Genomic DNA, 11,388 nt, shown 5'->3' with positions numbered 1-11,388 from the left:
GGAGAGCGATGGACTAAGCGGGCAGGGGCGACAGGTGGGGGCTGGGCGGGAGGTCGGGGTTGCGCGCCACGCCGATCACCATGGGCAGCGGGCGGCGCGACATGGCGGGCCCCAGCGCGATGAAATGGCCGCGGTTCAGGTCGCGGAACATTTCCGCCTGCCGCCGTTCCATGCCGAGCAGGTCGGCGGCGCGGGCCATGTCGATATCGAGGAAGGTGCGGCCCATCAGGAAGTTCGAGGCTTCGGCGGCGACGTTCTTCGCGAGCTTTGCCAGCCGCTGCGTGGCGATCACTCCGGCAAGGCCGCGCTTCCGGCCGCGGCACATCAGGTTGGTCATCGCGCCGAGCGATAGCTTCCGCGCTTCGTCGGAGACTTCGCCGGCAATGGCGGGGGCGAAGAGCTGCGCTTCATCAACCACCACCAGCATTGGGTACCAGTAGTCGCGGTCGGCATCGAACAGGCCACCGAGGAAGGCGGCGGCGCAGCGCATCTGCTGCTCGACATCCAGCCCCTCGAGGCTCAGCACCACCGAGACGCGATGCTGGCGGACGCGAGCAGCTATGGTCGTGAGCTCGCTCTCGGACCGTGAGGCATCGACCACCAGGTGCCCGTATTTGTCGGCCAGGGTGACGAAATCGCCTTCGGGGTCGACGATGCATTGCTGCACCCACGGAGCGCTCTGCTCGAGCAGCCGCCGCAGCAGGTGGGATTTGCCGGAGCCGGAATTGCCCTGCACCAGGAGGCGCGTAGCCAACAGTTCCTCGAGATCGAGCTTAGCCTCGGCGCCACCCTGCGCCACACCCATGTCGATCGCCACCTGCATGGACCCTTGCTAACAGATTCTCTGCCGGTTGCGACCGGAAGCAGACGGCCCCCTCCCATCCTCCCCCATGAAGGGGGAGGTGCCCTGCCGGTTCACTTGGCGTGATGCAAGCCAAAGCCTCGACTCTTCACCTCCCCCTTCATGGGGGAGGCCGGGAGGGGGCCGTCTCTAGCAGTGTGGAGAACCTAAGCCTTCGTCGTCCGCGGCACAGCCGCCGTATCGATGCCCAACGTGGTCAGCGTCGTCGCCACGATGCCCGCCCGGTCCAGCCCGGCCACGGCATACATATCGTTGACGCCGGCCTGCTCGGTGAACACGTCGGGGATCATCAGCGGGCGGAATTTCAGTTTGCCGTCGAGCAGGCCGTGGCTGGAGAGGAAGGTCGCGGCGTGGCTGCCGAAGCCGCCGATGCCGCCTTCCTCGATGGTGATCAGCACTTCGTGCTCCTTGGCCAGCCGAGCGAGCAGCGTCTCGTCCAGAGGCTTCAGGAACCGCATGTCGGCGATGGTCGGGTTCAGCCCATAGGCCATCAGCTTTTCGCCGGCGGCGATCACTTCGCCGAGCCGGGTGCCGAAATTGACCAGCGCCACGGACTTGCCTTCGCGCAGGATCCGGCCCTTGCCGATCTCGAGCACCGTGCCGCGCGGCGGCAGGTCGACGCCGAGGCCATCGCCACGCGGGTAGCGGAAGGCGATCGGGCCTTCGTCATAGGCGGCGGCGGTCGCCACCATGTGGCGCAACTCGGCTTCGTCGCCGGCGGCCATCACCACCATGCCGGGGATGGCGCCGAGATAGGCGGCGTCATAGTTGCCGGCATGGGTCGGGCCATCGGCGCCGACATAGCCGGCACGATCGATGGCGAAGCGGACCGGCAGGCCCTGCACTGCCACGTCGTGGATCACCTGGTCATAGGCGCGCTGCAGGAAGGTCGAGTAGATGGCGCAGAACGGCTTCAGCCCCTCGGTCGCCATGCCGGCGGCGAAGGTCACGGCGTGCTGCTCGGCAATGCCGACATCGAAGATGCGGGTGGGGAACAGTTCGGCGAACTTGTCGAGCCCGGTGCCGTTGGGCATGGCGGCGGTGACGGCGACGACGCGGTCATCGGCCTTGGCTTCCTCGATCAGGCTCTGCGCGAACACCGAGGTGTATGACGGGGCGTTCGACTGCGGCTTGGTCTGCGCGCCGGTGATGACGTTGAACTTGTTGACGCCGTGATACTTGTCGGCGGAGTTCTCGGCCGGCCCGTAGCCCTTGCCCTTCTTGGTCACCACATGGATGAGGATCGGGCCGGACTCGGCATCGCGCACGTTCTGCAGCACGTCGAGCAGATCGTTGAGGTTATGGCCGTCGATCGGGCCGACATAGAAGAAGCCGAGCTCCTCGAACAGGGTGCCGCCGGTGAAGAACGAGCGGGCGAACTCTTCGGTCTTGCGCGCCGTCTCATGGATGAGTTTCGGCATCTTTTCGGTGATCGACTTGGCGGTGTCGCGGAAGCCACGATAGACCGGGCCGGAAACCAGCTTGGCGAGGTAGGAGCGCATCGCGCCGGTGGGCGGGGCGATCGACATGTCGTTGTCGTTGAGGATGACGATCAGCCGGGCGTCCATGGCGCCGGCATTGTTCATCGCCTCGTAGGCCATGCCGGCCGACATGGCGCCATCGCCGATCACCGCAATGACGTTGCGCTTCTCGCCCTTCAACTCCGAGGCCACGGCCATGCCGAGGCCGGCAGAGATCGAGGTGGAGGAATGGCCGGCGCCGAACGGATCGTATTCGCTCTCGGCGCGGCGGGTGAAGCCACTGAGCCCGTCTTTCTGGCGCAAAGTCCGGATGCGGTCGCGGCGGCCGGTCAGCACCTTGTGCGGATAGGCCTGGTGGCCGACGTCCCAGATCAGACGGTCATGGGGGGTATCGAAGGTGGCGTGGAGGGCGACGGTCAGCTCGACCACGCCGAGCCCGGCGCCCAGGTGACCGCCGGTGACCGACACGGCGTCGATCACTTCGGCGCGCAGCTCATCGGCGACTTGGCGCAACTCATCGCGCGACAGGGATTTCAGGTCGGCTGGCGCCGATACGCGATCGAGCAGCGGGGTCTGCGAGTTGTCCAAAATACCGATCCTTCGCCGGAACGGGCCGGTCTCTCACTCAGAGACTTAGAGGCTTGGGTTCGGCATTGCAACGCCCTGCGGGCGCGGCCTTTTAGCGTTCTGCGACGAGCTGCAAACCATCCGTCACGAAGCGGTCATAGGCCGGAATTGCGGCGTTGTCGGGAAGGAAGGCGACGCGGCCGGTGAGCGGGCCGAGTTCGGTGCCCTTTTCGAGGTAGCCCTCGGCTTCGGTCATCTCGGCCCAGAACGCGGTGCTCATCGGTACCGGCTGCACCAGGGTGTCGTTGACGTGGTCGATCTCGGGCGCCACCAGGTCCATCGGCCTGAGCTCGATCGACTGGTTCGGCTGGCGGCTCAGCGCCAGGTCGGCGAGCGCCTGTTGCATCGGCTCGGAGCCCGCGTTGCCGCTCAGCGAGTTGAAGGTCATGTCGAACATGCCCTTCAGCGTCGAGAAGGTCTCGGGGCCGCCCAGCGACGCAGTCTGGACATTGCCTGAACTCAGCAACTGATCGCGGCTCGGGAGTTCCGGCACCACAGCGCTCTCGCGCTCGATGATCATCTTCAGTGCCTGTTCGGCGCCCGGATCGGGGCTGGTTGCCACATAGGCGGTGACCATTTCGTCGGCCTTGGGCGAGATCAGGACGCGCGGCTTGGGCAGCGGCTGGTCGATGGCGGCGAGCGCCGCGACGGCGGTCTGGCCGCTTTCGTCGCCCAGCGGCGCGCGGGTGGCGAGCTGGATGCGGGCGGACTTGGTCGCCGGCACTGGCGCGCCCACCGCTTCGAACGCCTTGGTGTCGATGCCGGGCGGCAGCGCCGCAACATTGATGCCGTCTTCAGAGCGGCGGAACACCGGCACCGGTGCCACCACCTCGAAGGTCGGCACGACGCGCTGCGCCGGCTCTTCGGCCGAAGCCAGCATGATGGTTGCGCCGCCGCCAAGGGTACGCGGACGGAGCGCCGGGATCGGCGCAGCTTCGCCGGCATTGTCGGCCAGCATGATCGCCGGGGCGCTCTCGAAGATGGCATCGCCATCGCAGGGCACAGTGCGGCACTTGGACCACTGCGCCTGAGCGTAGGCGCGGCCCTCATTGGAGAGCGGCTTGCCGTCGGTGGGCAGATGCAGGGTCTTGCCGTCGGGGAAGACCTTTTTCAGCTGGGCGCGGGTCATGCGCGGCCAGGCGCGCACATTGCCGGTGTCCATGTGGACGAACGGGCTGCCCGAGGTGGGGTAGAAACCGACGCCGCCGACCTGATGTTTCATCGCGGCTTCGCGGAGCTTGGAGAGGTTCACCCCGGGGATGAACACGTCCATCGCCTTACCGCGCATGTGCTGGCTGTTGTCGGCGACGCCCGATGATTTCGAGGCCAGCATCTTGTTGGTCTTGGGCGAACGGTAGGAGGAAACGATGTTGTAGGGCTGGCGGCCGCCGACTTCCTGGTACACTTCCCAGAGCAGGTCGAAGAGGGCCGGGTCCATCTTCGTCGGTTCTTTGGTGCGCCAGTCGGCGAGGAAAATGTTGAGCTCGCGCAAGACCTTCTGGTCGTACTGGCCGTTGCGCTTGAAGGTGAAGCTGCCGGTCTGGCCGGTATGGGTGTGGTGCAGGTACAGCGTGCGGTCGCCGCCGCCATTGGCAGCGCTCACCGGCACGACGCTCGGCGGCAGAACGACGGTCAACGCCATCGTCGCGGCAAAAAACAGCCGCGGTAGAGCCCGCCATATCCCCAACAGTTTTCCCGACACGCCCCGAACGACCCGTTGCAACCCAATAGACGAGATAGCCTAGCGCCAGTTCGATGAGAATACATTAACGCTAACGCCCGGTAACCCAAGTGAGGCGGCTACCGTGCGGGTTCTCTAGGCAGAAAATCCGGCTGAACCAAGGCCGAATTCCTAAGCAGTCGTAAACGCTTGGCCGCCTGAACCGATGCGACATCATAGCAGAAGGGCCGGCGTCTCGCGACCCCGACCCTTGTTTCTAGTCCCGAACGCGTCCGATTGCTATTCGGCCAGCAGTTCTTTCAACCGCTGGTTCATGCCGTACACGTCGCCGTAGGAGCGGATGGTGCCGTCGGCGTCGACGCGCAGGGTGAAGTACGAGATGTGCACCGGGATCTTGGTCTTGAGGTTGAACCAACGCTCCTTGTCGCCGAACGCCGCTTCCAGCGTTCCGGCGTTCATCTCGGGCTCGAGCGCCAACAGCGCGTCGGCGAAATCCATCGGGTTCTCGACGCGCACGCAGCCGTGGCTGTAGGCGCGGAACGAGCGCGAGAACAGCGACTTGGACGGCGTATCGTGCAGGTAGATATCGTGCTGATTGGGGAACAGGAATTTCACCCGCCCCAGCGCATTGCCGGCGCCCGGCTTCTGCCGGATGTGGAAGCGGTTGATGTTGGTCTGCGTCCAGTCGATGGCCGAGGCGTTGACCACCTTGCCGCCCGACAGCATTTCCATGTTCTGGCTGGCGAGGTAGCCCGGGTTGGCGATCAAATGCGGCTTGATCTCGTTAGTCGCGATCGAGGACGGAACGTTCCAGTACGGGTTGACGACGATGTGCTCGATCTCGTCGTTGAACACCGCCGTCTGGTTCTTGGGCGTGCCCACCACCACGCGGGTGGTGTAGTGGACCTGGTCCTCGTTCATGATCCACAGGCGGAATTCGGGAATGTTCACCGTCACCTGGAAGTCGCCATAGTCGTTGGGCTCCCAGCGCCAGCGCTCCATATTGGCGACGATGTCTTCCTTGGTGGTGGCCGAACCGCCATTCAGCGCAGCGATGGTCGCCGGCCCGATGACGCCGTCGCCATTGAGGCCGAGACTTTCCTGGAAGGCCTGCACGGCAACGACCAGCGGCTCATCATAGTTGATGTCGACGGTCACCGCGGCGCCGGCGGTCTCCGGGATATCGGGCTCCGGCACGTCGAGGCGCTGGCGCAGCAGCGTCACGCGCTCGTCCTGCATGCCAGGCTTCAGCAGCTTGCCCTCGGGAATGGTGATTGCGGCGTCCATCACCGCGCCGTCGTAGAACTTGGCGAGCGCCGCCTTCAGCCCGAGGAATTCCGGCTGGGTCGGCGACAGCGCCAGGAGCAGCTTGTCGGGCTCACTGCTGTCGGCGAGCTTCACCAGCATTTCGGCTTCGTTGATGCGCTTGGGCGCGATGGTCCAGGTCTTGTTGACGTCGAGCGGCGAGATGCGGCCGCCGAAAGCATCCTGCGCGTAGCGGATCGCCGCGGTGGAGAAGGCGGTCTCGAGCGCTGCCAGCTTCATCGGATCGGTGCCGGCGGCGGCCACGTCGAGGTCGGCGGTCAGGTAATCCGCCGGGCGAAAGCCTTCGAGTTCGGAAGCCTTGAAGACGTCGATGATCTTTTCGGCATTGGGCGAGAAGGCGATGGAGCCATCGTCTGTCTTGCTCAGCCAGAGCGGCTCGAAATGGCGCGCGCCATAGAAGAAATAGAGCTTCTGCGTCTGCTGGTAGGCCCGGGTGCCCTTTTCGGCCGCCGCATAGGCGGTGGAGAGGCCAGCCTTGATGATCCGCGCCAGCTCGGTCTTGGGCGGCGCGATCACGATGCGAGTGGTTTCGATGCCGGCGACCGTGACGGTTTCCTGGGCAGAGGCTGCTTGCGTGAAAATCGCAAATGGCGATGCGAGCGCCACCGTGCCCGCCAACAACAAGGCCTTCAGCATAGTCATTAAGTACTCCGTGCCCGGCTCGAGGGCTGGCAAGGGGCGGCGTGACGGGGAGGACTCGGCACTTTTGCCCCAGATATGCATTTTGCTTAGCCCACAAAACTTAACGCTGACAATTCCTCGCGATTTTGTGAGTTCGGTCTGTGGACTTGGTGCAACTAATCGCCGCCGTGCCAAAAGCGCGTTCAGCTAGAGCTGCAAGGTTTTCTCGCCTTGATGCGCAGCAGCCCTAGGCGGCATCGCTCTCCAATCCCTCGTCCAGGCCGTACTCGCGGAGCTTGCGATAGAGCGTCGACCTGCCGATGCCGAGCGCCCGTGCCACCCGCGACATGCGGTAGCCATAATGGCGCAGCGCGAACACGATCAGTTCGCGCTCAACATCGGCAAGGGCGGCGACTTCGCCACTCTGGGCCATGAAGCGGTCGCTGACCGCTGTCTTGTCCACAACCTCGCGTAGAGAGGCGATAGCCTCATCGATGTGAACCGGGGCTGAAGGGCCCGGCGCAGTCGAGGTCAACCGCAACGCCTCGGCGCGGCCGGCACTCAGCGCCACGATCTGCGGGAAGTCGGCGGTTTCGAGATAGGCGGCGTCGCTGAGGACGACGGCGCGGTACACGGCATTCTCCAGCTGGCGGACGTTGCCTGGCCAGTCATAATCGCGCAGCAGCTTGAGCGCCGGCTCGGAAATGCCGACGATGCGTCTGCCGGCTTCCGCCGCAAGGCGCGCGACGAAGTGGTTGACCAGCACCGGCAGGTCTTCCATCCGGTCGCGCAGCGGCGGCACGTAGAGCGGAAAGACATTGAGCCGGTAATAGAGGTCCTCGCGGAAGGCCCCGGCCTTGGTCAGGTTGAGCAGCCGCCGGTTGGTCGCCGAGATGATCCGCACATTGACCCGCTGTGGCTTGTCGGCGCCGGCCGGCTCGATCTCGCCGTCCTGGATCACCCGCAGCAGCTTCAACTGCATCTCCACCGGCAGCTCGCCGATCTCATCGAGGAAGATGGTGCCGCCATGCGCCTCGAGGAATTTGCCGGGATGGTCGGCGACGGCGCCGGTGAAGGCGCCCTTTCGGTGCCCGAACAGCGTCGACTCGATCAGGTTGGCGGGGATCGCCCCACAGTTGACGGTGACGAATGGCTTGCCGGCGCGATCACCCGAACCCTGGATGACCCGGGCAATGAGCTCCTTGCCGACGCCGGTCTCGCCTTCGATCAACACCGGGATGGTGGATTTCGCTGCCTTCGTGCACAGCGACAACACCCGGTCCATGCTCGGCGCACGGGTGACGATATCGGTGAGGCTCATGGTGCCGCTGAGCCGGCTGCGATCGGTGCGCACCATGGTCTCGAGTTCACCCAGCTTCAGCGCGTTCCTGAGCGACATGATCAGCCGCTCCGGGGCGACCGGCTTGACGAAGAAATCGGCGGCGCCCTGGCGCATGGCGGTGACGACGGTATCGAGCGAGGAGTGGCCGGTCTGAACGATCACGGGGGTCGCGAGCCCATCGCGGCGCATCGCTTCCATCACTGCCATGCCGTCGAGATCGGGCATCACCAGATCGAGGACCATGGCGCCAATGCCGGGGTCGGCGTGGAGCAGTTCCAGTGCCTGTCTGCCGCTGGTGGCCGTAACGGCAGAGAACCCGGCCCGGTTGGCAACCTCGGAGGTGAGCCGCAGCTGCACCAGGTCGTCATCGACTATCAGAACGCGCGTCATGGTCCTCCAAGGACTTTGTAGTTGCACGCTTCGCCGCCGCGGCGAATCGCGCTGTGCCGTTTTGGAGCAGCATGTGGGGGGTGGGTTAAGAGGCGATTAAGCCTGAGGAATTCGCGTCAGTAGCCAGCTTCGCGCTGGTGTTTGATGCCGAGGATGACGGCCAGGTCTGTGACGACACGATAGTCACCACATAGCCTCCGGTGCCGAAAGCGATGACCAGTTCCCGTTCGTTTGCTGCTCGGCCTTCTGCCGGCCGGCCGCTTTCCGGCATGGTCTCGATCTGGTCGGCTGCCTCAAAGATGGCGAGCATGGCCCGCGCTGCTGCCTCAGGGTTCTTCTCGTGCAGGAATTCGTCGAGCTCCTGCAAATCGAGGCGAGCCGCAGCGGTCCACTCGACCCGCGCCATCGATCAGGTATGCGATTCCGGAAGCGTGTCGCTCTCACCTCTGGAGCGCTTCAGCAGCCATTCCTTCACTTCGGCATTGGTCAGGTGCAGCCCGGTTTTCCGATAGTCCTCGTAGCGCCTGTCGAGCTCGGCATAGAGCTCGCTGCGTTTCTCAACGCGGTCGAGGTAGTGCGCCAAGGCGTCTTCAACGATCTGATCAGCGGGTATCTGCAACTGCTCGGCGGCCCGTTCGAGTCGTTCCTCGATCGCAGGAGACACTTCGTGCTGTTTGCCGACATGCTTGTTCATAGCGTCAGCCTAGCATGCCTCGGCACCGCTTCCCATCGTGCTGCGCGCTGGCTAAGGTCCGCGCCTGAATTTCGAGCCTAGGTGAGACATGGATACCCGCAACCTCCCGCGTGCCGCAGAAGCCACAGCCCACAAGGGACACAACCAGCTCGGCAACATGCCGACCTGGAACCTCGACGATCTCTACACCAGCAACGACTCGCCGGCGCTGAAGGCGGATCTCGCCGCGGCGCAGGCCGATGCCAAGAGTTTTGAGGCCGACTTCAAGGGTAAGCTCGAGGGGCTGGCGAAGGCGGGCAAGCTGCTCGATGCAATCAAGCGTTACGAGGCGCTCGGCGATCTCAGCGGCAAGCTCGGCTCCTACGCGTTCCTGCAATATGTGCGGAACACCCAGGATCCGGACAAGGTCAAGTTCCTCGGTGATCTCAGCCAGGCGCTCACCGATCTCTCGACCGGGCTGATCTTTTTCGGCCTCGAGCTCAACCGCATCGACGAAGCGGTGCTGGAAGCGGCGCTCGACGGTAGCCCCGAGCTCGGCCGCTACCGCCCGTGGTTTGCCGAGCTGAGGAAGGCCAAGCCCTACCAGCTCGAGGACAAAATCGAAGAGCTGTTCCACGAGAAATCGGTGACCGGCGCCGGCGCCTGGAACCGGCTGTTCGACGAGACCATGGCCGCGCTCAAGTTCAATGTCGACGGCGAGGAGCTGAACCTCGAATCGACGCTCAACTACCTGTCCGACAAAGATGAGCTGAAGCGCGAGGCGGCGTTCAACGGGTTGTCGAAGACGCTGCACGGCAACGAGAAGCTGTTCACCCACATCACCAATGTCCTCGCCAAGGACAAGGAAATCGCCGACCGCTGGCATGGTTTCAAGGATATCGCGGACAGCCGCCACCTCGAGAACTCGGTGGAGCGTGAAGTCGTCGATGCGCTGCAGACGGCGGTGCGCGCTGCCTACCCGCGGCTCAGCCACCGCTATTACGCCATGAAGGCCAAGTGGTTCGGCAAGGCCCAGCTGAACGCCTGGGACCGCAACGCACCGCTGCCGAGCAGTGACGATCGCATCTACGACTGGCCGACCGCGAGGGATACGGTGATGGAGGCCTACGCCGCCTTCTCGCCGAAGCTGGCCGAGATCGCCGAGCCGTTCTTCGAAAAGGGCTGGATCGACGCGCCGACCAAGGACGGCAAGTCGCCGGGCGCCTTCGCGCACCCGACGGTGCCTTCGGCGCATCCCTACCTGATGCTCAACTACCTCGGTAAATCACGCGATGTGATGACGCTGGCGCATGAGCTCGGGCACGGCGTGCACCAGGTGCTGGCAGGCCCGCAGGGGGCGCTGATGGCGCCGACGCCGCTGACCCTGGCCGAGACCGCCTCGGTGTTCGGCGAGATGCTGACCTTCCGCTCGATGCTGAAGAACACCACCGACCCGACGCAGCGCTTCGCCATGCTGTCGAGCAAGGTCGAGGACATGCTCAATACCGTGGTGCGGCAGATCGCCTTCTACACCTTCGAGCGCGAGGTCCATACGCGGCGCAAACAGGGCGAGCTGACCACGGCCGACCTCAACCAGATCTGGCTCGAGGTCGGCGCAGAAAGCCTTGGGCCGGCGATCAAGCTCAATGAAGGCTACGACATCTTCTGGGCCTATATCCCGCACTTCATCCATTCGCCGTTCTACGTCTACGCCTATGCCTTCGGCGATTGCCTGGTGAACTCGCTCTACGCGCAGTACGAGAAGTCGAGCGAAGGTTTTGCAGAGCGGTATTTCGAGTTGCTGAAGGCCGGTGGCAGTAAGCACCACTCCGAGCTGCTGGCGCCCTTCGGCCTCGACGCCCGCGACCCGGACTTCTGGTCGCTCGGGCTGGGGATGATCGAGCGGCTGATCAACGAGCTGGAAGCGACGCAACCGGCCTGAGGCTGATGTGGCGGGCGGCCTGGCAAATGGTGCAGCGTGGCCAACCGCCGCGCTGCGCTTGTGCGGCACTGCCGCGCGAAGTATGAGAGGCGGAGTGGGGCGGTCTGATCTTCGGCGTTCGCGTGCTATCGCGACGTGATGGTTTGGGGATCGGTGTCCCGAAAGACGATCAATGGACTGAGGACCTATGGCCAAGAAACCCGCCGCCGCTGCCACGCACGAACTGCCGCCCGCTATGGATTACGCCCAGCATGAGGCGACCTATGCCGGCTTCATCACTTTCGTGAAGTGGGGCATCGTGTCGATGGTGTTCGTGGCGCTGTCGCTCTACGCCTTCATCGAGGCGCATCAGCCGATCATCGGGGCGTTGCTGCTGCTGGCCATTCCAGTGCTCATCGTCGGTGTGATGGTGATGGGATCCCGCCGCAGCTGACGGCGGGATT

8 protein-coding genes and 1 pseudogene are annotated in these 11,388 nt (G+C 64.5%); 2 read left to right on the top strand and 7 right to left on the bottom strand.

The features are described from left to right. Nucleotides 1-19: 19 nt before the first annotated feature. From VW23_RS09910 to VW23_RS09880, 7 genes and pseudogenes are all read right to left on the bottom strand, one after another. A pseudogene (locus VW23_RS09910) lies at nt 20-823 on the bottom strand (helicase HerA domain-containing protein); the annotation flags it as partial. Nucleotides 824-1,008: 185 nt separating this feature from the next. Next, on the bottom strand, nt 1,009-2,931 hold the full coding sequence (dxs, locus tag VW23_RS09905; RefSeq protein ID WP_069909402.1) for a 1-deoxy-D-xylulose-5-phosphate synthase: 1,923 nt from the start codon (nt 2,929-2,931) through the stop codon (nt 1,009-1,011). 91 nt (nt 2,932-3,022) lie between these two features. Continuing rightward, nucleotides 3,023-4,606: a peptidoglycan L,D-endopeptidase MepK gene (locus VW23_RS09900; RefSeq protein WP_244513482.1), complete on the bottom strand. Its 1,584-nt coding sequence runs from the start codon at nt 4,604-4,606 to the stop codon at nt 3,023-3,025. Nucleotides 4,607-4,930: 324 nt separating this feature from the next. Beyond that, complete coding sequence (locus tag VW23_RS09895; RefSeq protein ID WP_069909400.1) at nt 4,931-6,619, bottom strand: L,D-transpeptidase family protein; 1,689 nt, start codon at nt 6,617-6,619, stop codon at nt 4,931-4,933. Nucleotides 6,620-6,845: 226 nt separating this feature from the next. Beyond that, on the bottom strand, nt 6,846-8,330 hold the full coding sequence (locus VW23_RS09890) for a sigma-54-dependent transcriptional regulator (RefSeq protein ID WP_069909399.1): 1,485 nt from the start codon (nt 8,328-8,330) through the stop codon (nt 6,846-6,848). 85 nt (nt 8,331-8,415) lie between these two features. Continuing rightward, the gene (locus tag VW23_RS09885; RefSeq protein WP_084645867.1) at nt 8,416-8,736 is read right to left on the bottom strand and encodes a type II toxin-antitoxin system RelE/ParE family toxin; all 321 of its coding nucleotides are present in this window, start codon (nt 8,734-8,736) and stop codon (nt 8,416-8,418) included. Nucleotides 8,737-8,739: 3 nt separating this feature from the next. Next, complete coding sequence (locus VW23_RS09880; protein ID WP_069909398.1) at nt 8,740-9,024, bottom strand: hypothetical protein; 285 nt, start codon at nt 9,022-9,024, stop codon at nt 8,740-8,742. An 88-nt stretch (nt 9,025-9,112) separates the two neighbouring features. On the opposite strand from VW23_RS09880, the gene VW23_RS09875 reads away from it, so the two are divergent. Then, entirely contained in the window at nt 9,113-10,945 is a 1,833-nt protein-coding gene (locus VW23_RS09875; protein WP_069909397.1) for a M3 family oligoendopeptidase, read from the top strand. Between the two features lie 187 nt (nt 10,946-11,132). Next, nucleotides 11,133-11,378 carry an aa3-type cytochrome c oxidase subunit IV gene (locus VW23_RS09870; RefSeq protein ID WP_069909396.1) on the top strand — a complete coding sequence of 82 codons (246 nt, stop codon included), beginning with the start codon at nt 11,133-11,135 and terminating at the stop codon, nt 11,376-11,378. The last annotated feature ends 10 nt before the right edge of the window (nt 11,379-11,388 follow it).

Source organism: Devosia insulae DS-56, assembly GCF_000970465.2.
GTDB classification, from domain to species: domain Bacteria; phylum Pseudomonadota; class Alphaproteobacteria; order Rhizobiales; family Devosiaceae; genus Devosia_A; species Devosia_A insulae.
This window is presented reverse-complemented; position numbering and strand designations above follow the sequence as displayed.

Coding starts and splice junctions, on each gene's coding strand:
- VW23_RS09895 (WP_069909400.1), bottom strand. CDS start 6,619: ATGACTATGCTGAAGGCCTTGTTGTTGGCGGGCACGGTGGCGCTCGCA.
- VW23_RS09890 (WP_069909399.1), bottom strand. CDS start 8,330: ATGACGCGCGTTCTGATAGTCGATGACGACCTGGTGCAGCTGCGGCTC.
- VW23_RS09885 (WP_084645867.1), bottom strand. CDS start 8,736: ATGGCGCGGGTCGAGTGGACCGCTGCGGCTCGCCTCGATTTGCAGGAG.
- VW23_RS09880 (WP_069909398.1), bottom strand. CDS start 9,024: ATGAACAAGCATGTCGGCAAACAGCACGAAGTGTCTCCTGCGATCGAG.
- VW23_RS09875 (WP_069909397.1), top strand. CDS start 9,113: ATGGATACCCGCAACCTCCCGCGTGCCGCAGAAGCCACAGCCCACAAG.
- VW23_RS09870 (WP_069909396.1), top strand. CDS start 11,133: ATGGCCAAGAAACCCGCCGCCGCTGCCACGCACGAACTGCCGCCCGCT.